Origin of the sequence: Gloeocapsa sp. PCC 7428, assembly GCF_000317555.1 — a bacterium.
GTDB lineage: Bacteria > Cyanobacteriota > Cyanobacteriia > Cyanobacteriales > Chroococcidiopsidaceae > Chroogloeocystis.
Genome location: NC_019745.1, coordinates 1012943 through 1038461, shown reverse-complemented (window position 1 = coordinate 1038461; position 25519 = coordinate 1012943). Strand labels below are relative to the sequence as shown.

The window sequence follows — 25519 nt, the reverse complement described above, 5'->3', positions numbered from 1 at the left end:
ACTAGAAATCTTATGCATAGCAGCGATCGCCAAAGCTGAACATTCCTTAAAAATATTGATCGCGATATATCAAAATGCGATGACACTGCACTATACATAAGTTGGTTGTGTGCTGCTTGAGCACTTTTCTATGTCGTGACAACTTAAACACAGTCTATGTGCAGCTTGGTGTATTCAGTTGTGGTGCGGCGGCGATAGTCAGGACGAAACCTAACTTGTTAAAAGACTATAGTGAATCATAGCGTGCTTGCAACTCCATCAAAAGTTAGAAGGTCAAAAGCAGTTAGCTAATTGCTTTCCATTTGCTTGAGCAGTTGTAACAAAATTTGATGTACTACACTGAAATTAATCAAGTCTTAGGGGAGTGCTAACCGCCATGTGTGGTCAGGATACGAGCAATCAGCCGATCCGAGTGCTAGTGGTGGATGATGAGCAATTAATCATTGATTTTGTTGAGCTTGGCTTGCGGTACGAAGGTTTTGAGGTGCAATCGGTACGAACAGGATACGCTGCGCTTGAAGCATTGAACACATGGAAACCGCAGCTTGTCATCCTTGATAACAATTTGCCTGATATTGATGGATTCGAGGTTTGTCGCCGAATTCGCCGTAGCAGCGATGTTCTTATCATCATGCTGACGGTACGCGACGATCTTGCAGATAAGGTACGTGGTTTTGAGCTTGGTGCCGACGATTACCTGACTAAACCGTTTCATTTTCCTGAGTTGCTTGCTCGTATCCGCGCTGCGCTACGTCGCCATATACCACCGTCAAGTGAGGTGCTAACAGTCGGAGCAATTACATTAAATACGAATACCCGCGAAACTTGGCGCAATGGTGTGTTAGTTGAGCTTAAACGCAAAGAGTTTGACTTGTTGCACCTACTAATGCAACATCCAAACCAAGTTTTAGAGCGCCAAACAATTCTCGATCGCGTTTGGGGTTATGACTACTATGGTGATGCCAACATCATCGAGGTCTATATTAGTTATTTGCGAAGCAAATTAGATACCGAGCCACCGTTTATGATTCGGACAGTGCGCGGGATTGGATATATGTTGCGCGTTCCAGCGTTGGAATAGTTAGCTGAGGTTGACGAAATAATTATGAAACTCCGCTGGCGATTGACGCTCAGTATTCTAGCTTCTATTACTCCTTTGCTGCTATTACTGGGTTTGCATGACTACATCAATTTGCGCGCTTTTATGTTGGATCGCGAAGCAGTACGCATTCGCGCGCAAGCAAAGCCAACAATCGATGCACAATTACTCAACCAGCCGGTGGATGAACAAAAGCTGCAAGCCCTAGCGCCACAACTTGCAACTGATCTCACTTCAGCAGACACAGGCGCATTGATTGTTAACCGCAATGGTCGGGTAATTGGTCGGCATATCAGTACAATTGGTGAACCAATGCCACCTGAATTACCTAGAGAGTGGTATGCACCGGCATTAGCAGGCAAGTTAGAGCAAAATTACATCCTAAATGGTAGCAATGGTAAGCAAATTTTGATAGCGCTTGTCCCCATTCCACCGCGTCGAGAACCACTTGGTGTTGTCGTATTGAGTACCTCGCTTGTGGAACGCTTCTTTGAAATACGCCAGCACGTGTTGTCATTTGTAGTAGCTAGCCTAGTTTTTTTAGCGATCGCCGCAGCATTAATCTTTCTCATGGTACGTGCTAATCTGCGCACGTTAGAACGCATGATTGTGGTGACGGATCGCATTGCACGCGGCGATCTCTCGCAGCGCGTACAGCTACCGCAGGGACACGATGAAGTTGGTAAGCTAGCTTGGTCTTTCAACAAAATGATTGACCATATTCAAACTGCGTTTGAGGCACAAACGCGATCCGAATCTCGACTGCGCCAATTTCTTGCTGATGTGTCGCACGAACTGCGGACACCACTAACCGTGATCGGTGGTTATGCCGACTTACTACTGATGAATGGAGTCACAGGGACTCCCGATTCAGGTAAGCCTTTGCTACGTAAAATTCGCCGCGAGGTCGATCGCACAAATCGGCTGGTCAAAGATCTATTATTGCTAGCACGCAGCGATCGCTCGGCAACATTTGACTTACAACCCATTGACTTATCAAGCTTGTGTACAGACGTCGCAGAACAAGTCCGCTTGATGATGGGAGAACGTCAGCTACAAACCCAGATTACCCGCAAGATAATGGTACTTGTTGACGTGGATCGCATCGAGCAAGTGCTACTGAACCTCTTGGATAATGCAATTCGCCACACCTCTAAAGGTACACAGATCGATTTCCGGCTAGAAATTGTCCGAGGTAAAGCACGGGTAACAGTTGCCGATACAGGATCTGGTATTTCTCCAACTATCCTCCCTCACATTTTTGAGCGCTTCTATCGCGATCGCCAGCAGCGGAATGAAGAACGGGGTTCAGGATTGGGTTTAGCGATCGCCAAAGCGATTGTAGAAGCTCATGGCGGTACAATTAATGCGGCGAATCAACCTGCGGGTGGGGCGGTGTTTTGGATAGAGTTACCGCTTCTTGAGCCGAGGAGCAGAGGAGAATAAACAATAAAATAATTTAGTTGCGAAGCTATCAGTTGACTGCGTATGCTTGTGATTGCAACTTAGTTGCGCAAAATTGCTAGAAGTATTACTTTATCTTCGTTTCAGGAAATAAATTGTAACTAATTGAGGAAAATTTAAGGATATATTAAGCTTCATTTAAGCATTATTAAAGCTTGAGTGATTACTTTTGAGTTTATGTTCTCTTGGGGCAACCCGATAGATTTTGAAAAGGTGCGATCGATTTGACTGCTCAACAAGTAACTTTGCGTAGAAGCTTACCCATTCCTTTTTCCATAACACAGCCACTAAGACCACAAGTTCGGGGTAAGTTTCTGTTTATCGGTGAGGAGAAACTCTACATTTGTGGCGTTACCTATGGAACTTTTCGCCCTGACAAAAACGGCAATGATTATCCTCATCCTCTAAAGGTGGAATCTGACTTTGCCACAATGGCAGCGAAGGGTATCAATGCGGTGCGGACCTATACGGTACCGCCACGTTGGTTATTAGATGTTGCGGCAAAATACGGACTGCGCGTCATGGTAGGGCTTCCTTGGGAACAGCATATTGCATTTTTGGAGGACAAAAATCGCATCAAAGCAATCAAAGAACGCATACGCGTCGGCGCACAGGCTTGTGCAGGTCATCCAGCGTTGTTGTGTTACGCGATCGGCAATGAAATTCCAGCGTCAATTGTGCGGTGGTATGGTCATCGTCGCATCGAGCGTTTCTTACAACAACTGTATTGGGTGGCAAAAAGCGAAGACCCTGATAGTTTAGTAACTTACGTCAATTATCCCACGACCGAGTATCTACATCTGCCATTTGTTGACTTTGTTTGTTTCAATGTGTATTTAGAACAGCAAGACCGTTTACAAGCTTACTTAGCACGTCTACAAAACCTGGTTGGCGATCGCCCCTTAGTGATGGCTGAAATTGGTTTAGATAGTCGGCGCAATGGTTTAAAGAAGCAAGCCGATGTCCTCGATTGGCAAATTTGGACAGCCTTTGCGGCAGGCTGTGCGGGGGCTTTTATTTTTGCGTGGACGGATGAATGGCATCGCGGCGGCTACGACATTGAAGATTGGGATTTTGGGCTAACAGATCGGCAACGACGAGCAAAACCCGCGCTGGCGGCGGTGGGTGGTGCTTTCGCCCGCGTACCATTTTCCTCAAATCTCCAATTGCCATTTATTTCGGTTGTGGTATGTACTTACAACGGTGCGCGAACAATTCGCGATACGCTTGAGGGCTTAGCCAAACTTGAGTATCCGCATTTTGAAGCGATCGTTGTTAATGATGGTTCAACGGATAGCACACCTGAGATTGCGAGTGAATACAATGTCCGGCTAATCAACATTCCGCAAGGAGGTTTGAGCAACGCTCGTAACGTCGGGATGCGTGCTGCACAGGGTGAAATTATAGCATATATTGACGACGATGCTTACCCCGATCCGCATTGGCTAATGTATTTAGCATATACGTTTGTGCATACATCCTACGTTGGTGTTGGTGGTCCTAATATTGCACCACCAGGAGACGGCGCGATCGCCGAATGTGTTGCGAATGCACCAGGAGGACCCTTACACGTTCTCTTGTCGGATCAAGAAGCCGAACATATTCCTGGTTGTAACATGGCATTTCGCAAAACGTGCCTGCAAGCAATTGATGGCTTCGATCCGCAGTTTCGCACTGCGGGGGATGACGTTGATATTTGTTGGCGGCTGCAACAACAAGGCTGGAGTCTTGGCTTTAATCCGGCGGCGGTCGTTTGGCATCATCGCCGCAACTCGGTACGCGCGTATTGGAAGCAACAACAAGGCTACGGCAAGGCTGAAGCACTCCTAGAACAAAAGTTTCCTGAAAAGTATAACGCCGCCGGTCATCTTTCGTGGTCTGGGCGTATTTACGGTGCAGGCGTTATGCACGCGCTGAGTGCCAAAGAGCAAGTGTTTTATGGTTTATGGGGAACTGCTCCATTTCAATCGATTTATCAACGCACACCAGGAACACTCGGCGCTATACCGTTGATGCCAGAATGGTATCTTGTCATTTTGGCACTTTTCGGGTTGGCGCTGCTTGGTCTTTTATGGACTCCGCTATGGTTGGCGTTGCCGATCGCGCTGCTTGCAGTTGTGACTACGTTCATACAAGCAAGTCGCAGTGCGGCGCGTGCTGCGTTTCTGCATACACCAAAATCCCAGCGTTGGCAGCGCTACTGTTTAACAACCGTACTGTATTTACTCCAACCTTTAGCACGGCTACGTGGACGTTTGCGCTATGGATTACAACCTTGGCGATCGCGCGGTAAGACTCATCTTGTTTTACCCCGACGGCAACAACGCACGATTTGGAGTACAGTTTGGCAAGCACCCGAAGCATGGCTAACATCGATCGAATCAACGATTCAACAAATAGGAAATCGCGTACAGCGCGGCGGTAACTACGACCGATGGGATCTCGAAGTTCCTGGAGGTTTACTAGGTGTCGGTCATCTTTTGATGGCAATCGAGGAACATGGCGGCGGTCAGCAGCTTGTCCGGTTACAAATCTGGTCGCGGTGGTCAAAACTCGGCTGGATACTTGTCGTGCTATTTGTCACCCTGACTCTCGGTGCAGCGATTGACCAGGCATGGGGTGCAGTACTTAAACTAAGTATCATTGCCCTAATTCTGATTTTTCGTAGTTTTTACGAGTGTGCGATCGCCATGTCCCTGCTGATGCAAGCGATTGAACAGAGGAGTAGGAGGGTTGTAGGGTTGTAGAGTATTAAAGAGCAATAATCATCAAATCTCTCCCACACTCCCACTCGCTCCTGTATTAAGAGGCAAAGAGTAGTGCAAAAGCCATATACCAACCGAATACTTTACAAAAGAGTATTTCAAGAGGCGTGGTCTTTTCGCTGGCACTTAGTAGTTTTGTTGCTTTTGAGCCTACTGTCAACACCGTTTACGCTTCTTACTCCGCTACCGCTCACAATTATTGTGGATACGGTACTCGGCGCGCGACCGTTACCAGGCTTCTTGCAAGCAATCCTTCCAGCAAGTTTACAGCGCTCAAATGAGGCAATTCTCTTTTTTGCGATCTTCTTATCGATCGCGGTCGTTGTCCTCGGTAAGCTGCGCGGACTTGTGACCTCAGTGCTGCAAACTTATGTTGGCGAAAAGTTAGTGTTAAATTTTCGCGGGCGGTTGTTTAACCACGCACAGCGGCTTTCACTCGCGTATCACGACGCGAAGGGAACTTATGAAACGAACTATCGCGTACAACACGACGCACCTGCTTTGCAGTGGATTGCCATTGATGGTGTGATTCCTTTTATCACCTCAGCCGTCACTTTAATTGGGATGGTGTACGTCACAGCGTTGATTCATCTTCAACTAGCGCTGATTGCGATCGCAATTTCACCACTTCTCTACTGGCTATCGCGGTTATATGGACAGCGGTTACGCAAACAATGGCGTGGTGCAAAAAAGCTTGAAAGCGCGGCATTCTCTGTCGTCCAAGAGGTTCTGACGGCGGTACGCGTTGTCAAAGCGTTTGGTCAAGAAGAACGCGAACAAGCACGTTTCATCCGCCAGGCGCGGGAAAGCTTGCGGGCAAAGATTCGTTTGACGTTTGTTGAAGGTGGTTTAGGCGTATTCGTAGCGCTGACGACGGCGGTTGGTACGGCTGCGGTGCTGTATTTTGGTGTCCGACTCGTACAAAATGGCGAACTATCGTTAGGAAACTTGTTGTTAGTGTTGGGGTATCTATCGCAGTTGTATAAGCCGTTAGAGTCGATGAGTAAGCGCGTTGCGAGTTTACAAGGTTCGCTCGCGGGTGCTGAACGTGCTTTTGCGCTGCTAGACGAACCACCTGATGTGATTGAAAAACAGCATGGCACACCCTTACACCGTGCAGGAGGTGCGGTGACTTTTGACAACGTCTCGTTCGGTTATGATGCCACAAGTCAGATTTTGCACAACATTTCGTTTCAACTAAGCCCTGGGACTCGATTGGGTATTGCGGGGACAACCGGCGCGGGTAAAACAACGCTCGTTAGCTTGTTGACGCGGTTCTATGACCCAACCGATGGTCGAATTTTACTTGATGGTGTTGATCTGCGCGAGTACAAGTTACGCGATTTGCGTTCTCAGTTTGCGATCGTGCTGCAAGAACCAATGCTGTTTTCCACCAGTATTGCAGAAAACATTAGCTACGCGCGTTCTGATGCGAGTTACAACGATATTATCGCCGCAGCCCAAGCCGCAAATGCGCACGATTTTATTATGAAGATGCCGCAGGGTTATGACACAAAAGTTGGCGAACGGGGAATGCGACTTTCTGGCGGCGAACGTCAGCGAATTTCCCTCGCACGGGCATTTTTGAAAGATGCACCGATTTTAATTTTGGACGAACCGACAAGTTCGGTTGATGTCAAGACCGAAGCCGCAATTATGGAAGCGATGGAGCGATTAATGCACGGGCGTACGACTCTCATGATTGCGCATCGACTGAGTACGCTGGAGCATTGCGATGCACGACTCGTACTTGAGCATGGCAGAGTAGTGAAGATGACAACCGCAGAGGAAGCAGGGGAGCAGAGGTGCAGAGAAAGCAGGGGAGCCAGTGCGGTGCGGAGCTTCCTCCCTCCGTTGTAGCAACTGGCGTGAGCAGAGGAGCAGGGGAGAAGTTATTTGTAGTTCTTAAATAAGTAAGATGACACTAAACGTGGTGGAAGGGCAACCCACAGTTGCGGCGGTGTTGGAGCAAGGGTTATGTGAGTATTTTGGTCAGTCTGTACAAATTCAACAGATAACGTCTACAGCGTTGGATAATTACAGTACGCATCCGATTCATCGTTTACAGGTCACCCTGAACACGGGTCAACAGATATCTACAATCTTCAAGCGGCTGCGGCAGGATGTTCGTCAAGGACGTGAGGTGCTACTTTATCAAAGATTACTCGTAGGACAACGTTTTGGCGCACCACAGTTGTATGCCGGATTGTGCGATCGCGCTGCACAACGCTACTGGCTATTTCTCGAAGATGTCGGTGAGTGGAAACTTGAATACTATGAGATATCTGAATGGTTGCTGACTTTCCGCTGGATGGCGCAGTTACACGCCGCTTATTACGACCGAGAAGCCGAGTTGCGATCGCTCGATTGTCTGGGCGAACACAACGCAGAATTCTACTACTATCTTCTCCAAACTGCTCGCGAGAGTCTCAAAAAAAAAGCCGAGGCGCATCTACTTATGCGCTTTGATTGCCTCATGGCGCAGTTTGACGAACTGGTAGCATTCTTGATTTGTCAACCGCATACACTACTTCATGGTGATGTGTCGTGTCATAACATTATTGTTCAACCTAACGTAGGAATTCGACCGATTGACTGGGAGTGGGCATCAATTGGCATCGCTGCTTGGGATGTTGTCCGCTTACTCTCAGGATGGGGTAAATATAAACCGTATCTTCTCGCGGCTTACCTCGATGAACTGAAACAACATATTGTACTTGATCGGCAAACCTTTAGCCGGACGCTGGTGTACTGCGACATCTTAAAAACGCTATGGTATCTTCGCTGGTGGATCAAGCCATTTCAAAAACCTGCTTTTGTTGAAACTGCACTCGCTAAACTGGAAAACCTCTGGTACGAATTGGATTAGGAGGACAGAGCAGTGGATACGTTGCGAATTGCCTTAATTTCCCCAATTGCAGGTCGAACAGGTCCTGATAGTGGTAGTTCGATTGAACAAATTGTGTCGTTACTCACCGAAGAGTTGATGCGTCGCGGACACAAAGTCACCTTGTTTGCCACAGGTGACTCGCAAACATCTGCGCTGTTACATGCGGTTTACGCACGTGGCTATAGAAATGACCCAATGTTATGGAACAACTATGAATTTCACGAAGTTGTTCACGTTGCGGCGGCGTTTGAACGCGCCCAAGAATTTGACGTTATCCACAGCCATGCTTACCATTATGCGCTGCCGTTTACTCGTCTAGTTCCTACGCCGATTGTTCACACGTATCACATTAATCCTAATTCCGACATTCTCCGCAGCTATACGCGCTATCCAGAAGCCCAAGTTGTCGCAGTTTCGCGGTATCATCGCAGTAAATTTAAGTCACTTGGCAACGTACCTGTTATATATAACGGCATTGATACTGCTGCATTTCCATTTTGTTCTGGGCAGGGCGATTATCTTGTGTTTCTAGGGCATCTTAACGCGCAAAAAGGTGCTGTTGAAGCGATTAAAGTAACACAAAAAGTCGGTATGCGGCTAATTATGGCAGGACAGGGGCAAGGTGACTATTTTGAAACCGAAGTCGCGCCTTTAATTGACGGAAAATCTATTGAATACATTGGACCTGTAGGCGTTGAGAAACGCAACGAATTACTTGCAGGTGCCGCAGCATTATTATTTCCAATCAACTACTCGGAAGCTTTCGGGATGGTGCTGATTGAAGCAATGGCGTGTGGTACGCCCGTTTTAGCAAGCGATCGCTGTGCCGTTTCTGAAATTGTCGAACCTGGTGTCACTGGTTATTATGCTGCGGATGTCGATTCACTTGCGGCGTGTCTTCCCGATGTTTTAGCACTCGATCGCACTCGCGTACGTCAAGCCGTTGTCGCCCGTTTCGACTATCACCGCATGGTAGATGAATACGAAGCACTTTATCGCAAATTGCTGGAGGTGCAGCGGTGAAAGCGATCGTCACTGGTATGATTGTCACAAGTCCCGTGGGCGGTGTAGCGTGGGATTACGGACAATACGCGCTGGGCTTAGAACGCCTTGGGTTTGAAGTTTATTACCTCGAAGATACGGGTTTACCAGCACATACTTACAACCCCAACACTGGTGAGTACGAAGAAGATCCGAGTTACGGCGTGCAATTTCTCCAACAGTCACTCAAAGTACTCTCACCTTCTTTAGCCGAACGTTGGCACTATCGGGCGGTAGATGGGCGAACGTATGGACTTTCTTCCGACGCGATCGCTGATGTTGCTGCTGAAGCTAGGTTATTCCTCAATATCTCCGGCGGTAGCTTGCTGCGCGATGAATATCAACGCTGTCCGCACAAAGTCTTAATCGATACCGATCCAGGTTGGAACCATTTCGCGATTTTTCGGTTATGGGATAGCAAACCGGTTGAACAACAAGCTTGGGGATGGCGATCGCACGACCACTTTTTTACCTATGCGCTACGCCTCGGACAAAAGGATTGCCCATTACCAACCTTTGATATCAACTGGCATTTCACGCGCCCGCCTGTCGTTCTCGATTGTTGGAAACCTCAATCACCCGCGACGCAATGGACAACGGTGATGACGTGGCGAAATTACCCACAACCAATCGTGCATAATGGTGTGATGTACGGCGCAAAAGAATTAGAGTTCGGGCGCATTGAGGAGATTCCTAAACACGCCTCTGCTGCGTTTGAAGTCACAATCAATGTTAATGGTTCCGCCCCTCTAGAACACTGGCAACACTTAGGATGGTCAGTTGTCGATGCGCAAGCGACATCAGCATCCGCCAATACCTACCGCACTTACATCGAGCGATCGCGCGGAGAATTCAGCGTCGCCAAGAATATCTACGTTGCAACCTATTGTGGATGGTTTAGCTGTCGCTCAGTTTGCTATCTTGCCGCTAAACGTCCTGTGGTTGTCCAAGAAACAGGCTTTTCTGATTATATTCCTACAGGTCACGGTTTGTTTGCATTTTCTAATCTTGATGAAGCTGTTGCAGCGATCGCGACAATTGAACAAAACTACGAATATCATCAACAAGCCGCTTGGGAACTCGCACACATCTTTGACTCTCAACGTGTTTTAAGCGAAATGCTGGCACAAATTGGGTGGAGTTAATAGGTAATCGGTAATTGGTAATATTTTTTTCCTGCACTTTTGCTCAGATACGTCGGAATTTAGGTAAATGGATATCAGTGAATTTATTGGGACTTGGGACTATGCTTCACTTCTTCCCGCCAATGTACGAATTGGTAAAGATTGCTACTTAGAGCGTAAGGACAGCTTTCAACGATTTCGCAGCCGACACAATCCAGGGCTAGTGTTAGGGAATGGCGTATATGTTTATACCTGGACGGTGTTCTCTGTGGAACCCGAAGGCGTAGTAGTTGTAGGTGATGAGTCAATTCTTGTGGGTGCAATGTTTTGGTGCGCGCAAAGTATTACTATTGGGAAGCGCGTGACGATTTCATACAATGTGACAATCGCCGATAGCGACTTTCATCCCCGCAAACCAGGCTTACGGCGACAAGATGCGATCGCGATCGCGCCTCCAGGCGATCAAAAACCACGTCCGTCGTTAGTAACGCAACCTGTGATCGTCGAAGATGACGTGCAAATCGGAATTGGCGCGATGATTCTTAAAGGAGTTCATATCGGCGCAGGTGCGCAAATTGGTGCAGGTTCTGTTGTCACCGCGAATGTTCCTGCACAAGCTGTAGTCGCAGGTAATCCTGCGAGAATTCAAAATCAGGCATTGTTGTAAATATGAAACTTAAAGGCTGGTAACTGGTAACTAGTCATTGGTAATTGCAAAGAATATCTATTACCCATTACCAACTTCTGTCATGCCCACCTACCTACCACACGATTGGTTCCCGCAACCCTTACCATCAAATGTCATCCTTGGCGAACAAAGCTGGTTGTATAGTACTTATGCGTTTCTGCATTACCGCAGTCAGCGTGGTTTGCGCGTAGGTCACAATACAGGAATTTACATCGATACACTTTTCGACGTTGGACCATCAGGCGAAGTAGAGATTGGCAATTACTGTACGTTAGCAGGACCCATTATCGCCACAAACGGATACGTTAAAATTGGTAACTATGTGTTGATTTCGCGCGAAGTTGTGCTAGCAGACTCTTTTGTTGCGGTTCCTCTAACAATAACTCAACGAAGCACTCCCCAAAGTAGCATCATCATTGGTAACGATGTTTGGATTGGAACTCGTGCGGTGATTCTCAGTGGTGCGCGACTTGGCGATGGTGCGATTGTCGGCGCAGGTGCGGTGGTTGATTTTGACGTTCCTGCGTACGCGATCGCCGCCGGAAATCCTGCAAAGATTGTAGGCTGGGCATATCCTGAATAGTGTTAGCTAAAGTTAGAGGATAGTCATGCTTTAACATCAATGAGTTTAGCCGATTTCAGTAACCCCTTCCTCGCACTCAACTACGAACCCGCTTTAGAATCATTAGGGAACGATTACTTCGATCAAGTTGTCGCTGCGGAGTTTCCTACACATATCCTTCGCTTTCGCAATGATGCGCTACTACCAATATTAAAACTCGATCCACAAGCTGTTACGGACGAACACTTCATTGAAGCTTTTGGTAAATTCCAAGGACGCGAACCATTACTAGCCCTCCGCTATCACGGCTACCAGTTTGGTCAATACAACCCGTATTTAGGTGATGGGAGAGGTTTTCTCTACGGACAAGTACGCGGTACTGATGGTGAACTTTATGACTTTGGCACCAAAGGTTCTGGAACAACGCCTTACTCGCGCAGTGCAGATGGTCGATTAACGCTTAAAGGTGGCGTACGCGAAGTTCTAGCTGCGGAAGCTTTGCATCACATGGGCGTCCGCACTAGTCGCTGTCTTAGCTTGATTGAAACAGGAGAAGCATTATGGCGCGGCGATGAACCTTCTCCAACGCGATCGTCAGTAATGATCCGTTTTAGCCGATCGCACATTCGTTTTGGAACTTTCGAGCGACTTTATTACATCGAGCGTCCAGACTTAATTCAAAAGTTACTTGACCACGTTATTGAATACTACTATCCCACAATTTGGGGTCAAGCCGATCAATACTCGCTATTCTATGCAGAACTCGTCAAACGTGTCGCCGAACTCACAGCCCAGTGGATGGCAGCAGGCTTCTGTCATGGAGTGCTCAATACCGATAATATGTCCATCACGGGTGAAAGCTTCGATTATGGTCCCTATGCTTTTATTCCCTCATACGACCCACTATTTACTGCCGCATATTTTGATTACTATCGTCGCTACTGTTACGGCAGACAATCAAATGTTTGTAAATTAAATTTAGAGCTTTTACAAGAGCCTCTACAAGCTGTCATTTCTCCTGAAGATATGGAGGTAAGTCTGTCAATGTTTGACGAGCATTACTATATAGAATACAGCCGATTAATGTTGAAAAAATTAGGCTTTTCTCAATTACCTACTACTGAAGAAGAAGAACTTGTACAAACAACAATTCAACTTCTACAAGAAACACAAATAGGCTATCACGATTTTTTCAGTAAACTAACACAAGATTTTTCACCAAAATGGCAAGAAGATGCTAATTCAATTTTAGACACATCAGATTTACCTTGGGATAGTGCCTCTGAATTACTAGAAAATTGGCGTAATTTATATCATAAATACTTGATAAAAATCCCTCAATCTGGAATGGCAAATGTAGCAAAACAACTCCAGCAAAGTAATCCTAAAATCGCCTTACTCCGACCAATTATCGAATCAGTTTGGGAACCAATCGCCCAAGAAGACAACTGGCAACCATTTTACGATGTGTTAACATCACTTCGAGAGAATTAACTTAACATTGAATAATGAGCTAACAGCTAATTGCTAATGGCTAATAGCTACAAAACATTTAGTCAATTGCCACCACTTCAATAACTTTCTCTCCAGGATTCAGTTCCGCGATGCGATCTCCTGCGCCATCTTTACCCCGAACCGTCACTTTATTAATAGGTATCCGCACAACTCTTTGCGTATTTGTCACCAAAGCCGCCTCATCTGTCGCCAACACCATTCCCGCTAAAGCATCAGATTTAGAAGTAAACTGCATTGCTTGCGTACCAATATCACCGCGATTTCCTTGACGTAATGTACTTGCCGATACTCGTTTAGCTGCTCCTGATTGTGACACCAATAACACATTATTACCCAAATTATCGAGCACCACACCACCAACCAATTGTTCTTGCTTGCGTAGCCGCAATGCTTGTAAACCCACAGCAGTACGCCCCATAATTGGCAGTTGCTCATCATTTACAGGAAAACGCAGCAATCGCCCGCCAATTGTCGCCAGAACCAAATTTTGCTCAGGTTGTACGACAAGCGCTGATAGTAACTCATCGTCATCTTTAAACTTAATGATCGTTAAACCGCGATTGGTAATACTCAGAAACTCAGTCATCGCCAACCGCTTGATTTTTCCTAATTTCGTCAACAAGACAAGTTGTGTAGTTTCTGGATCGTCGGGTAACAAGAATTGCGCTGCAACAGTTTCCGCAGCCGCCGAGTTAGGAAGCAAGCCAATTAATGGACTACCACGCTTTTCTCCGCGTACCGATGCAGGAATTTCACCAACTTGTACCGGAAACACCTTACCGCTACTGGTCAATACGAGCAACGTTTGGTCAGTTTTGGCACTTTGAGTTTGAATCACACAATCATACTCAGAATTACCATTTTCCGCTTTTGATTTTCGACTTCCGCGTTGACCGTTTGGCGATCGCTTGACGTATCCCCGCTGCGTAAACTCTAAAACCACTTCTTCCACAGGCTGTACATCGAGTGGTAAGGCTTGAGGTTTTGATTGAGATTTTTGTTTTTCTCCCGTCTTTTCCTCGGCGAAAGGTTGCACATTATGCGCTAACTTTGTGCGCCGCGCATCGCCAAACTTCCGCTTAAGCGATCGCAAATCTTTTTTGAGGGCTTTGAGTAACTCGCGGCGATCGTTGAGTAACTTTTGTAAGTCTTGAATTTGTGCGTTTAAAGCTTCAAATTCTTTTTTGAGATTCTCCTGTTCTAAATTTGTCAAGCGACGCAGTGGCATTGCTAAAATAGCATCCGCTTGGGTTTCGGTTAAATCAAACCGACTTTGCAAGGTCATTTTGGCAGTACTACCATCACTCGCCTGACGTAAAATCGCAATCACGTCATCAAGATGCGATAGCGCCCGCAGCAAACCTGAAACGATATGTATGCGGCTTTCGGCTTGATGTAACTGATGCGTATAGCGGCGATTCAATGTTTCTTCGCGGAACTTGAGGAATTCACGTAAGAGTTCGCGTAAACTTAACTGACGCGGTTGTCCATCAACGAGTGCTAACAAAATCGCCCCAAAGTTCACTTGTAGCGCGGTTTGATGATATAGATGCTGTAGTACGTCTTGTGGATTGTTGTCGCGCTTGAGTTCAATGACAACACGCATTCCCGTGCGATCGCTTTCGTCGCGAATATCGGCAATACCCTCTAAGCGTCCTTGGTTGACTAACTCCGCAACTTTTTCAATCCAACCCGCTTTATTTACTTGAAACGGCAACTCAGTAATTACAATCGCTGTACGTCGCTTACTGCCGCGTCCTCCAGGCACCTCTTCGACTTTGGCGACTCCCCGTAGCGTCATGCTGCCGCGTCCAGTGCTGTAGGCTTCGCGAATGCCCGCTGTTCCGATGATTTCGCCACCAGTGGGAAAGTCAGGTCCAGGAATCAGTTCAAATAACTTTTCATCCGATAATTCTGGTTGATCGATCAGCGCAATCAAACCATCGACCAATTCTCCCAAGTTATGCGGCGGAATATTTGTTGCCATCCCTACCGCAATTCCCGCACAACCATTCAACAACAGCACAGGTAACTGCGCGGGTAAAACCACAGGTTCTTGCTGTGAATTGTCGAAGTTGCTAATAAATTCAATCGTTTCTTCGCCAATCTCCGCTAACAACGCCTCATGGCTAATCGGTGCTAAGCGAGTTTCGGTGTAACGCATCGCGGCTGGTGGATCGTTATCGACCGAACCAAAGTTGCCATGACCTGCAAGTAAAGGATAGCGACTCGAAAAATCTTGTACTAATCGCACTAGGGCATCGTACACCGCTTGATCGCCGTGAGGGTGATATTTACCAAGCACGTCTCCGACAACACGGGCGCACTTGCGATAAGGGCGATCGGGAGTTAGCCCTAGTTCGTGCATCGCGTATAAAATCCGGCGGTGAACTGGCTTTAACCCATCACGCACGTCGGGTAATGCCCGTCCGACAATCACACTCATGGCGTATTCAAGATATGACCTTTGCATTTCTGTATGCAAAGCTGTGGGAATGACCTGTCCCTGCGAGAGAAGGTTTAACTGTTTCGCCATGAATTCTGTTCCCTGATTCCTAACAACAAAAAGCGTCGTGTAATTTATAAACAATGAACAATAGCATAAAGGATAAATTGCTTTTGCCAGTATTTCAGCGGTAGTCGTTGAGCAATTAGCAGTACTATTATCCTTAGATTAGAGGCAACTATTTTATAACTTGAAATGCCTCTTAATGTTTTTAATTAAGATGGTACTCTTTGCCATATTAATAATCTGTTCATTTATGAATATTCAATAAACTTGAAGCAACTACTCTCATGAAAACTGTATTGATTGTGGAAGACGATTTAATTAATGCACGGGTTTTTTCCAAAATTTTGACTAAACGTGGTGGCTTGGGTGTTAAGCATACCGAAAATGTCGAAGAAGTGATGAAAATAGCCGCAGCGGGAGAAGCCGACATCATTTTAATGGATGTTTCGCTCTCGCGTAGCGTGTACCAGGGTCGAGCCGTTGATGGTATTAAGATTACCCAAATGTTGAAAGCCAATGCACAAACTGCCAAATTGCCGATTATTCTGGTGACAGCCCACGCGATGGAAGGCGATCGCGAAAGTTTTCTCAAGCAAAGTGGCGCTGACGGCTACATTTCTAAACCTGTTGTTGACCATCAACAGTTTATCGAGCAAATTTTGGCATTGCTGCCAAAAGACTAACAATACCTGCGTTGTTTTCACTTAAGTCCTCTACCGTAAGGAGTCTGATGCTACCCTTACCACAGTTATTAACCGGAACGATTCTAGTTTAGTACAAAAATACTATTCTGGAGGAGCGAGTGGGAGTGTGCGGGGTGTGGGAGAGATTTAATTATGATTTTTTACAACCCACCTACTCTACAACTCAACTACCCTACTACCCTATCTAGAGCTTCTTGTAGTACTGGGCAAGTGGTAATATCCTAAAGCCGAGCTTTTCATAGGTGCGACGTGCTGGCGCATGACCAGGATCGCCACCAGTTGCCACCATCGCAACCGACATTCTCGCATCTTTCATCCAATCAAGTGCAAATTTTATCAGCGCGGAGCCAACGCCGCGACCTTGAAAGCCTGGATCGACAGCGATCATGTAGATTTCACCCACGTTGGGTTCCACATCTAGTTTCACGGCGACAAAACCCACGACTGCACCAGCAGCGATCGCCACCCATACATGAGTGTCTTCTGCTGCGCAAACATCCTCAACAGCCTTTTGTTGACTCACACGCCAATCGGGATAAAGTTCTCGATAAACGTCAAAATCCATCATTTTCTCAATTGAATCAAAGACTGGTGCCCATGCTTGCAGCGAAAGGCGAATGACTTCATCAAGTTGCTGCGCGTTGTAAGGTTCAATCCGTACTTCCATATGAACTTCAGTTAATAGACTTCCTGCATGAATCACAAACGCCCTCTGACTGAAGTCAAGGGCTACTCAAGCAAAGTGTACTTTCGTACACTGAAGCAAGACTTTTATCAATAAGTTCACAGTGGTAGATTGTCTTTTGTTTGGCTGCGAATTTATTCGTCAAGCATTCATGCAGGAGGTTTAATGTTTAAGATTTCCAAGCAATGAAGCTGCTGAACCTTCTTAAAGCCAACATTCAAATGAGTTTCTAGCGTAGTTTTGTGGATTTCACTTTATAAGCGTGTTACTCAATTTGAAATTGCTCAAATAGTTGGGTAAAGTCGCTCGGTTGCGCCTGGTAGTTTATCATTTGTTCACTCATCATGACCCATTTTTACAACTTATATTATCTGCGATCACTCCTCACCTCTCACTCCTCACGCCTAGTCAGCTGGCTTCGCAGTTCCTCAATGTTGGCAAGTAATTCAGCTTGTGGAATCGCACTTTGTTCTTTTGATGCCATCCACTTGAGTTTAACCGTGTGATTTGCGGCTTCTTCGTCGCCTAAAATGAGACAAGCGATCGCCCCACTACGATCTGCCCTGGCAAATTGTTTCTTAAAAGCACTCCCACTCAAATCGAGATCTACGCTAAACCCTGCTTGCCGTAACTGCTGTGCTAAAACAAGTGCCTGGGCTTCAGCCGCATCCCCGCGCGAAACAACGTAAAAATCCATGCTTGGTGCAGCAGGTTCTTGCAACTGTTGCAACAATAAAATTAGGCGCTCTAAACCAATTGCCCAACCAACCGCAGGCGTTTCAGGACCACCCAACTGCGCAACTAAACCATCGTAACGGCCACCGCCACAAACTGTTGCTTGCGCACCCAAGTCATCCGACTGAATTTCAAATGCTGTGTGCGTATAGTAATCGAGTCCGCGTACCAATCGCGGATTGAGTTGATAGCTGATTCCTAAATCGGCGAGTAACTGCTGTACTTTGTCGAAGTGCTGCCGCGAGTATGTACCTAGGTGATCTAAAATACTGGGTGCATTTTGGGCGATTTCTTGCGTGCGTTTGTCTTTACTATCGAGAATCCGCAACGGATTGCGACTCAAACGATCTTGCGAATCAGCATCTAATTCATCTTTGTACGGTGTTAAGTAATCTACTAACGCTTGGCGATATGCTTGGCGATCTTCGAGATTACCTACCGAGTTGATATCAAGGTGGAGATTTTTCAATCCCAAACTTTGTAAGATGTGTGTTGCGATCGCAATCACCTCAACATCGGCTCTCGGATCGGCACTTCCCAAAACTTCCACGCCTAATTGATGAAATTGCCGCTGGCGTCCAGCTTGCGGACGTTCGTAGCGAAACATGGGACCTGTATACCACAACCGTTGCACGCCGCCTTGGGTATACAAACTGTGTTCGATCAGCGATCGCACCACACCCGCTGTTCCTTCGGGGCGTAACGTAATCGAGCGATCGCCGCGATCGCGAAACGTATACATTTCTTTACCTACCACATCGGTTGCTTCGCCGATACCCCGCTCAAATAACTCAGTTTGCTCAAAAATCGGGGTGCGAATTTCGCGATATGCTGCTTTGAAAAGAATATCCCGCGCTGTCGCTTCCACCTTATGCCAGTACCCTACTTCCTCTGGCAATATATCCCGCGTTCCTCGTAATGCCTGAATTTCGCCCATCAACTGTTTATCTAAATTGCGTTTTTCAGTTACGGATCGCAAGAAAAAAATCTTACTGCGCAATTACAGAATTGAGTTTTCTAAATGCACCGTAACGATTCTGATAGTATGCCAAAATTTGCGCGACTCGTTGGCGACTTACCAAGTTAGCGTGTTGGTTGTACTGAATCCACAACCCCCCAATTTGACTATGGCTGTAATCAAACTGCTGATAAGCTGCTGGATACAGCCCCGTTTCGACTCCATCAACCTGCTGCAAATGCGCGGCAATTTCTCGATAAACGGCTAACGGTAATCCAGGAAATTCAATTTCATCCTTCGATTGATTTTGACTCATTTGCACGATTAAAACTCTCCTGAACCAGGCGTAACAGGTGGAGGTGATGGAATCGGAGTTGCATTAGGAACTGTAGGCGGATTAATGGGAACAGGTACAGGGGTAGGGATACTTGCTGGCGGTGCAGGTGACGTTACTTCTGGTGGTACATCAGGTTCAGCTTCTTCCGACGGCGATGGTGTTGGTGTGGGAGTTGGTGCCGTTGCATCTGGAGTATCTGATTCGACAGCTTGCTCGCCAATCGCCTTGGCAACCTCAACGCCATACTGTTCTAAAATTACCACAGGTTCAATCCCAGGAGTCATCTCAATTCGTTTAACGAGAATTTCCCCGTTAGAAAGCCGTTGTCCGACACGGACGTAGCGACTTGTTCCCTCGTTGGGGACTTGCACGATCGCCTGTAACTGTTCGCCAATTTGAACGACGCCAGAAACCGCGACTTTTCGAGCTAATTCAGGCTCAGGAATCGATGGTAACGCGGGCGGGAAAGCACCCTCATCCGGTGGTGGGAAGGGGATACCGTTATCTGGCGCTACTGGAGGAGTATTGACAGGTGCGCCTCCACTCGGCGGCGAACTAGGAGGACGTGCAGCGATCGCATCTGAACCCTGACCATTACGATTCCCTGTTGCTTGTGGAGTGGTTGTTGATGGCGATGCTGGGGTGTTGCTTGGACTAGAGGGTTGTGACGCAACTTGTGAAGTCGTTTCCCTAGGTCTTGTTTGGATAAACAACCCAGCAAAAGGATCTTGGCGACCAGTTTGGACTTGCTTGGCGCGTTGACTACCGTTAGTTGGTTGAATGAGGCTCGGAGAAACGGCGACGGTAGGTGATTGAGCGATCGTCGGCTGCGGAAATGGCTCCGCAGTTGGTGCGCTTTGTGCTTCCGGCGGTGTTGTTGAGCTAATATCTTCGCTGTTATTGCCACAACTTGCGATCGGCAGTACTATCATTCCGAATGCGGCGATCACGGAAAGTTGGCGCATTGCCCTTACTCCAACACATTGATTATCAAAATTTCCTTCTAACCCGCTACCTTTCAACATCTCAAATCCAGAATTCTGGTACTTTTATACCTTAGATTAGTTAAGCTACAGTACTTGAGTTGTCCGAAGATATTTTAATCTTCCGCTCCTACCATTAACTGCTTTAAAGAATCAAGTCCTTTTTTTACGCGACGCGAAACGGTGACAACGCTAATACCTAAGTGTTCTGCCACTTCTTTCTGCGTCAAATCATATAAAAACACAAATTTCAAAATTTCGTGCGTGCGTTTCTCTAATTGATACAACGATTGTTGTAAACGAAGTCGGTCTTCTTGTGCGAGTTGAAAGCTACGATAGTCGGAATCCGGAACGATTTCTCCTAAGGAGGTTGTTCCTTCGTCAGATTCTTGAACAGGCATATCTAAGCTTAAAGGAGCGCGATTTACCCACGCAAGTTTGACCTCTTGCCACTCCTCAATAGAAATATTCAATGCTTCAGCGATTTCGGTATCTAATGGTTGACGGTTATATTTCTGACGTAACTCGCGGGCGACACCTACAGCTTGCTGCTGTAATGCTAACCAGCGGCGCGGAATGCGTACCATCACGCCTTTATCGCGTAAGTAATGCTGAATCTCGCCGCGAATATATGGAACCGCGAAGGAACTAAACGCATGACCTTTAGACAATTCAAAGCGCTCAACGGCGCGAATTAAGCCAATGCAGCCCACTTGTAGTAAATCTTCATAACTTTCTGTGCATTGATTGCTCCAGTAGTGTGCCTCTTTTCGTACTAACCCTAAATTGAGGGTAACAAGCTGGTTGCGGATCGTTTGAGAGCGACCTTGCTCGTAATCTCGCAGTAGAGTTGCACTTTTTTGCTTCAATTCGTTGTGATTCGCGGTATAACTTAGCACCATAATTACAGTAATAATTGAATAACAATAAAGGCGTTACTACTGCGTCGCGCCACTAATTGCTCTTGTCTGCTGAAACAATTGATAGCATTAAAGCTAAGTAGCACGCTAGCCAGCCTAAATAAGCTAAAAATAATTATTCAACGCTTAAATTAGCCAATAACAGCATCTAAAGAAGGTTGACTATCTTCAGCTTAGATTGTTCGCTGCTGACTAATTAGAGTATTAATTTTTTCTGTTTTGATACCACCGAAATAACACTGAAGTTTCTCTGTACTGATTTAGGTTCTCCTCAAAAACCCGTAAGATACGTACTTTTTGCTGAAATTGGTGACTTGAGATGTGAGATTGAATTTGTATCAGGCTACAAAAAAATAAACAACTAAACTATGACTATAAAGCCATTAGCATTTAGCTGTTAGTTGTTAGCAATAAGCAAGGCTGCGTAAGAGTTCACCTGTACATGAACTTATAGAAAGGAAAACGCAGAGCGTCTTTATTTATATTTATGACTTTTAATCCTGGAATTTTGCTAAAAGCTCATCGCTTTTTTACAATTTGTCTTCATTAATAACCAATATGGATGGTTAATAGCTTGTTTAATATTATGAGTTTTTATAGTGATAAACAACGAGAACGGCTATTGCTAATACTCCGTCAGTAGCCACTTTACAACAGCAGCGGTCAATAAAAAAAGAGAGACTAAACACCCTCTTTACAAAATCTATAATTACGCTAAAGTCACTTTAATTTGCGCCCCACATGGAGGAGATGGAAAGGGATGCACTGAGACATCTTTTTGAATCCTTCCGTATCTCCTATAACGCTAACAGCGAGGTGCTAGGCTGCTGGTTCAATGCGAGCATAAAACAGACCACGGATCTTGACATCTAGAGCTTCACGCGCTCCTAAGTCAGTATCTGATGGCTGTTCGCTCTCAAATGTACCTGCAATTTCACCGGTGCTGCTATCTACTTTAGCAACTTGCAAGGAAATCTCGCCCTTTAAGTTTGGAGTTTGCTTGCGGTTTGCCCGAATGAGTTCTTCACTGTCGGCTTGCGCGGGAAGCGCAACTGCATTATCGTAACCTGTTACAACACCACGACCTTTAGGATCGAGGAATGCACCAGAGCGATACGAAGGCACTTTGAATTCACCTTCAAAATCGGTAGAAGTGTTGATGCTAGTCAATCCTGGTTGGGTTTGGGCAACTAGATCCTTAATCGTGAATAGAAAAGGAACTCGTTCGCCCCCAGGAAGTTGCACAGTAATTGCTTGGAAGTCAAGCCCGTCTTCTTCAACAAAGGTTAGGCTGCCATCACTGTTAACATTAAGCTTGCCTTGTACTTGGTCAATTGTCGAAGTGTAACGTGTCAACAATTTTCCAGCAATATATTCTGGTTTTTGACGTTTATTCGTGGGTTCTTCTTTCACAAAAAAGGTGGTTGGTTCCAAGCATAGCTCAACTATTCTGTATGACTGATTAGAATCTATGGCGATGGAACCACGCGTTGTTTCTGATAGTTGTGGACATTTGTTAGCTAGACCTGTACCTCTGATCTGGTCATAGGTGAGTACATCTCTACTGCTAGCAGAGGCAGGACCCTCACTACAAGCGGTTAGGACACCCAGGCACATTGCCAGAAATGCAACAATTAGAGCGCGATACCTCATGGTCAACCTCAATCTTTTAACTTTGTATTTAACCTGCAAACATAATCTGCCAAGGGAATTGAATATTAGGCGCATATCAACTTGTTTCACCAAGAGCTATAGCACAACGGCATGACAGTCATTACGACGATAGACAGTCGCGCTTCAACGCTCGTACTCGGTGGGAAAATATAGGGGGTAAATGGCATTTTACTTGTACCTATAGAACTTACCTTTAGAGATTCATTGAACCGCTGGGATTTAGCTCAGGTCTGACGGTTTGCAGAATGGATCAGCCCAGATCCCAATACAAAATTTTACACGGCGATGTCGCCAATACATTGAACATTACACAAACTAAGACAATACCGTTGTCAAGTTGACGTAATACTGTCGATATTAAAAACAATTCAACCACACAAAGGTAGGCGATTTTTTTTGTAAATTATTTTGTCAATTCGCCCAAGTTACGGTTAATTTAAGTTGACGAAATGCCCAAAATGTGTAGTATATTTGCAAAAAAGAGGAGCGATCGCACGATAGAAGTGGGCATGATGGATGTGATTGATACTTTCCGCTGGAGAACATGATTGTACAGAATTTAACCATTTGCCTAATTCATTTGCTCTAAATTATTTTATTGTTTTGCTTGAAACCGCAGGGCAGGATTGCGTAACAAGTAGTGCAACAGATTGAAGAAGGAACCCTAATTTTGAGTCAGGACAATCAGCAAACTGAACTGCAAGCGATCGTCGGTGCTGTACGTACTTTGGCAGCGAACTGTCAAGGTAATAATATTGCTCTTTTGGCTGTACTGCGGCAGTTAGAGGAACTACACCGAGAAATTCGCGATGGCATATTTCAAGCATCTTTGCCAGATAATCGTCAAGCGCTATACGCGTTACTCAGAGATATTGAATCGCAAGGTGGCTGGCCTTATATTGAACGCATGAGACTACAAGCCTTGTTCGCGAACTGGGAAGCAGCGACACAAAGCAATCACATCGCGGATGAGACGAAAACTGATGTTACTAAGACTTTAGAATCGCACAATGGTGAAGTAACAATTTGGGACTAAGAGCGAGTGGTTAGTGGCTAGGGATGAGTGACGATAAGAATTCCTTACTCTGACCCCTGACCTCCGACCCCTGATCCCTATAATTTGAGCGATACTGGTACAAGAAGCTTTAATACAGAATAGAAATGGAAATTCGAGCAATTGATACCCCGCTTCTAGATTGGACTGGGGATTGTCTTGCTATTGGCTTATTTGAGGAAGCGGAGGAGTTACAGGGTGATGTAGCTCAACTCAACGACAAGTTTGCTGGGGCGCTGAAGGAAATCATTGAGGAAACTGAATTTAAAGGTAAAGAAGGGAGTAGTGCGGTAACGCGAATTGGTGGCGCAAGCCCAGTGCGTAAAGTATTCTTGATCGGGTTAGGAAATCAAGAAACGCTGAGATTAGACAGTTTGCGCCGCGCTGGTGCTACGGTGGCTCGATTAGCCAAAAAAGAGAAGTGTAAAACGGTAGGCGTGAATTTACCGACAGTAGATAACGATCCTGCTGCAACTGTACAAGCGATCGCCGAAGGCTTACAACTTGCTTCCTATCAAGACAATCGCTTTAAGTCTGAACCCGAAGAGAAAGTTTTAGTTGAACGCGTTGATTTACTGGGATTTGCAGGACAAGAAGCGGCGATCGCCCGTGCGAATTCGATTTGTAGTGGAGTCAATTTGGCACGCGAATTAGTCGCCGCACCACCCAACGAAGTGACGCCAATTACACTCGCTGAAACTGCGCAGAAAATCGCGGAAGATCACGGATTACAAGTTGAAATTCTCGAACGTGAGGAGTGTGAAAAACTGGGTATGGGAGCTTTTTTAGGCGTTGCCCAAGCTTCTGATTTACCACCTAAGTTTATTCACCTGACTTACAAACCTGAAGGTACGCCAAAGCGTAGACTAGCGATTATTGGTAAAGGTTTAACGTTTGACTCTGGCGGGTTAAATATCAAAGCTGGCGCGGGTAGCAGCATTGAGATGATGAAAATGGACATGGGCGGTGCTGGTGCGACGCTAGGCGCGGCAAAAGCGATCGCGCAACTTAAGCCGGATGTCGAAGTTCATTTTATTAGTGCGGCAACCGAGAATATGATTAGCGGTCGCGCGATGCATCCTGGCGACATTCTCAAGGCTTCTAACGGCAAAACGATCGAAGTGAATAACACCGATGCGGAAGGTCGATTAACTTTGGCCGATGCGCTTGTCTTTGCGGAGAAGTTGGGTGTTGATGCGATCGTTGATTTAGCAACACTCACGGGTGCGTGTATTATTGCCTTGGGCGACGAGATCGCTGGGTTGTTCTCGCCTGATGATGAACTGGCGCAGCAACTTGCCCAAGCGGCGGAAGCGGCTGGCGAAAAACTCTGGCGGATGCCGTTTGAAGAAAAATACTTTGAAGGGCTAAAATCTGGAATTGCTGACTTTAAGAATACAGGACCGCGTGGAGGTGGATCGATTACAGCTGCGTTGTTTTTGAAACAGTTTGTTAAGGAGACGCCTTGGGCGCACTTGGATATTGCAGGTCCTGTTTGGACTGACAAAGAAAATGGGTGCAGCAACCCTGGTGCGACAGGTTATGGCGTACGCACGTTAGTTCATTGGGTTCTTAGCAATTAGACAGCTATAGGGCAGCGAGTATGATGACTCCTGCCTTATTTTGGCTTTTGTTGTTCGTCAGTAATCGCCTGTTTAATTTCTGGCTTATCGAGGAGGTCTTTTGCCATATCCATAAACTTAAGGCTATCTGGATGAATAGTTTTTCTTTGTAGTGTCGGTATAGCTTCAGAATCAAACTGGTCTTCTGGAGGTGGAGATGGGCGATCTGAATACATACATTCCTTAC

Annotated in this window: 21 protein-coding genes; 13 read left to right on the top strand and 8 right to left on the bottom strand. The window is 46.1% G+C overall.

All coding sequences use genetic code 11. The annotated features are described in order from the left end of the window. The first annotated feature begins 376 nt into the window (after positions 1-376). From GLO7428_RS04580 to GLO7428_RS04535, 10 genes are all read left to right on the top strand, one after another. Positions 377-1081: a response regulator transcription factor gene (locus GLO7428_RS04580; protein WP_015187390.1), complete on the top strand. Its 705-nt coding sequence runs from the start codon at positions 377-379 to the stop codon at positions 1079-1081. A 24-nt stretch (positions 1082-1105) separates the two neighbouring features. Next, complete coding sequence (locus tag GLO7428_RS04575) at positions 1106-2545, top strand: cell wall metabolism sensor histidine kinase WalK (protein ID WP_015187389.1); 1440 nt, start codon at positions 1106-1108, stop codon at positions 2543-2545. 242 nt (positions 2546-2787) lie between these two features. Then, positions 2788-5310 carry a glycosyltransferase gene (locus GLO7428_RS04570; protein ID WP_015187388.1) on the top strand — a complete coding sequence of 841 codons (2523 nt, stop codon included), beginning with the start codon at positions 2788-2790 and terminating at the stop codon, positions 5308-5310. Between the two features lie 72 nt (positions 5311-5382). Further along, a complete protein-coding gene (locus GLO7428_RS04565) occupies positions 5383-7188 on the top strand; it encodes an ABC transporter ATP-binding protein (protein ID WP_015187387.1) in 1806 nt (601 codons plus the stop codon). A gap of 58 nt (positions 7189-7246) precedes the next feature. Continuing rightward, positions 7247-8197, top strand: a complete 951-nt coding sequence (locus GLO7428_RS04560) for a phosphotransferase (RefSeq protein WP_015187386.1) — start codon at positions 7247-7249, stop codon at positions 8195-8197. A gap of 12 nt (positions 8198-8209) precedes the next feature. Beyond that, complete coding sequence (locus GLO7428_RS04555; protein WP_015187385.1) at positions 8210-9241, top strand: glycosyltransferase family 4 protein; 1032 nt, start codon at positions 8210-8212, stop codon at positions 9239-9241. Further along, positions 9238-10404 carry a hypothetical protein gene (locus GLO7428_RS04550; protein WP_015187384.1) on the top strand — a complete coding sequence of 389 codons (1167 nt, stop codon included), beginning with the start codon at positions 9238-9240 and terminating at the stop codon, positions 10402-10404. The genes GLO7428_RS04555 and GLO7428_RS04550 overlap by 4 nt, the downstream gene beginning before the upstream one ends. A 67-nt stretch (positions 10405-10471) precedes the next feature. Then, positions 10472-11050: a DapH/DapD/GlmU-related protein gene (locus GLO7428_RS29580; RefSeq protein WP_015187383.1), complete on the top strand. Its 579-nt coding sequence runs from the start codon at positions 10472-10474 to the stop codon at positions 11048-11050. Positions 11051-11132: 82 nt separating this feature from the next. After that, entirely contained in the window at positions 11133-11654 is a 522-nt protein-coding gene (locus GLO7428_RS04540; RefSeq protein WP_015187382.1) for a DapH/DapD/GlmU-related protein, read from the top strand. A 39-nt stretch (positions 11655-11693) separates the two neighbouring features. Further along, complete coding sequence (locus tag GLO7428_RS04535; RefSeq protein ID WP_015187381.1) at positions 11694-13127, top strand: YdiU family protein; 1434 nt, start codon at positions 11694-11696, stop codon at positions 13125-13127. Positions 13128-13185: 58 nt separating this feature from the next. Here GLO7428_RS04535 and gyrA read toward each other — a convergent pair whose 3' ends face one another. Then, positions 13186-15684, bottom strand: coding sequence for a DNA gyrase subunit A (gyrA, locus tag GLO7428_RS04530; protein WP_015187380.1), 2499 nt, complete (start codon positions 15682-15684; stop codon positions 13186-13188). 260 nt (positions 15685-15944) lie between these two features. Here gyrA and GLO7428_RS04525 point away from each other — a divergent pair, with 260 nt between their 5' ends. Beyond that, positions 15945-16343: a response regulator gene (locus GLO7428_RS04525; protein ID WP_015187379.1), complete on the top strand. Its 399-nt coding sequence runs from the start codon at positions 15945-15947 to the stop codon at positions 16341-16343. 205 nt (positions 16344-16548) lie between these two features. Here the strand turns inward: GLO7428_RS04525 and GLO7428_RS04520 are convergent, their stop codons facing one another. The 6 genes from GLO7428_RS04520 to GLO7428_RS04495 all read right to left on the bottom strand — a co-directional run bounded on the left by GLO7428_RS04520 (position 16549) and on the right by GLO7428_RS04495 (position 22635). Then, a complete protein-coding gene (locus GLO7428_RS04520; protein WP_041918512.1) occupies positions 16549-17031 on the bottom strand; it encodes a GNAT family N-acetyltransferase in 483 nt (160 codons plus the stop codon). A gap of 409 nt (positions 17032-17440) precedes the next feature. Further along, on the bottom strand, positions 17441-18721 hold the full coding sequence (gene hisS, locus GLO7428_RS04515) for a histidine--tRNA ligase (RefSeq protein ID WP_015187377.1): 1281 nt from the start codon (positions 18719-18721) through the stop codon (positions 17441-17443). Positions 18722-18773: 52 nt separating this feature from the next. Next, entirely contained in the window at positions 18774-19058 is a 285-nt protein-coding gene (locus GLO7428_RS04510; RefSeq protein WP_041918896.1) for an acyltransferase, read from the bottom strand. 8 nt (positions 19059-19066) lie between these two features. Beyond that, on the bottom strand, positions 19067-20104 hold the full coding sequence (locus tag GLO7428_RS28805) for a hypothetical protein (RefSeq protein ID WP_015187375.1): 1038 nt from the start codon (positions 20102-20104) through the stop codon (positions 19067-19069). Between the two features lie 74 nt (positions 20105-20178). Further along, positions 20179-20964, bottom strand: coding sequence for an RNA polymerase sigma factor SigF (locus GLO7428_RS04500; protein WP_015187374.1), 786 nt, complete (start codon positions 20962-20964; stop codon positions 20179-20181). Between the two features lie 837 nt (positions 20965-21801). Next, on the bottom strand, positions 21802-22635 hold the full coding sequence (locus GLO7428_RS04495) for a photosystem II manganese-stabilizing polypeptide (protein WP_015187373.1): 834 nt from the start codon (positions 22633-22635) through the stop codon (positions 21802-21804). Between the two features lie 661 nt (positions 22636-23296). Between GLO7428_RS04495 and GLO7428_RS28280 the strand changes: the two genes are divergently transcribed. Beyond that, positions 23297-23692, top strand: coding sequence for a hypothetical protein (locus tag GLO7428_RS28280; RefSeq protein ID WP_015187372.1), 396 nt, complete (start codon positions 23297-23299; stop codon positions 23690-23692). Between the two features lie 125 nt (positions 23693-23817). Continuing rightward, positions 23818-25293: a leucyl aminopeptidase gene (locus GLO7428_RS04485; RefSeq protein WP_015187371.1), complete on the top strand. Its 1476-nt coding sequence runs from the start codon at positions 23818-23820 to the stop codon at positions 25291-25293. Between the two features lie 35 nt (positions 25294-25328). Here the strand turns inward: GLO7428_RS04485 and GLO7428_RS04480 are convergent, their stop codons facing one another. Further along, positions 25329-25508: a hypothetical protein gene (locus tag GLO7428_RS04480; RefSeq protein WP_015187370.1), complete on the bottom strand. Its 180-nt coding sequence runs from the start codon at positions 25506-25508 to the stop codon at positions 25329-25331. Between the last annotated feature and the right edge of the window lie 11 nt (positions 25509-25519).

What these genes read in the sequence shown, in the direction of transcription:
- GLO7428_RS04535 (WP_015187381.1), top strand. Translation starts at nt 11,694, where the DNA reads ATGAGTTTAGCCGATTTCAGTAACCCCTTCCTCGCACTCAACTACGAA.
- GLO7428_RS04510 (WP_041918896.1), bottom strand. Translation starts at nt 19,058, where the DNA reads ATGAGTCAAAATCAATCGAAGGATGAAATTGAATTTCCTGGATTACCG.
- GLO7428_RS04485 (WP_015187371.1), top strand. Translation starts at nt 23,818, where the DNA reads ATGGAAATTCGAGCAATTGATACCCCGCTTCTAGATTGGACTGGGGAT.
- GLO7428_RS04560 (WP_015187386.1), top strand. Translation starts at nt 7,247, where the DNA reads ATGACACTAAACGTGGTGGAAGGGCAACCCACAGTTGCGGCGGTGTTG.
- GLO7428_RS04525 (WP_015187379.1), top strand. Translation starts at nt 15,945, where the DNA reads ATGAAAACTGTATTGATTGTGGAAGACGATTTAATTAATGCACGGGTT.
- GLO7428_RS04580 (WP_015187390.1), top strand. Translation starts at nt 377, where the DNA reads ATGTGTGGTCAGGATACGAGCAATCAGCCGATCCGAGTGCTAGTGGTG.
- GLO7428_RS04500 (WP_015187374.1), bottom strand. Translation starts at nt 20,964, where the DNA reads ATGGTGCTAAGTTATACCGCGAATCACAACGAATTGAAGCAAAAAAGT.
- hisS (WP_015187377.1), bottom strand. Translation starts at nt 18,721, where the DNA reads ATGGGCGAAATTCAGGCATTACGAGGAACGCGGGATATATTGCCAGAG.
- GLO7428_RS04495 (WP_015187373.1), bottom strand. Translation starts at nt 22,635, where the DNA reads ATGAGGTATCGCGCTCTAATTGTTGCATTTCTGGCAATGTGCCTGGGT.
- GLO7428_RS04520 (WP_041918512.1), bottom strand. Translation starts at nt 17,031, where the DNA reads ATGGAAGTACGGATTGAACCTTACAACGCGCAGCAACTTGATGAAGTC.
- GLO7428_RS29580 (WP_015187383.1), top strand. Translation starts at nt 10,472, where the DNA reads ATGGATATCAGTGAATTTATTGGGACTTGGGACTATGCTTCACTTCTT.
- GLO7428_RS04575 (WP_015187389.1), top strand. Translation starts at nt 1,106, where the DNA reads ATGAAACTCCGCTGGCGATTGACGCTCAGTATTCTAGCTTCTATTACT.
- gyrA (WP_015187380.1), bottom strand. Translation starts at nt 15,684, where the DNA reads ATGGCGAAACAGTTAAACCTTCTCTCGCAGGGACAGGTCATTCCCACA.
- GLO7428_RS28805 (WP_015187375.1), bottom strand. Translation starts at nt 20,104, where the DNA reads ATGTTGAAAGGTAGCGGGTTAGAAGGAAATTTTGATAATCAATGTGTT.
- GLO7428_RS04480 (WP_015187370.1), bottom strand. Translation starts at nt 25,508, where the DNA reads ATGTATTCAGATCGCCCATCTCCACCTCCAGAAGACCAGTTTGATTCT.
- GLO7428_RS04540 (WP_015187382.1), top strand. Translation starts at nt 11,133, where the DNA reads ATGCCCACCTACCTACCACACGATTGGTTCCCGCAACCCTTACCATCA.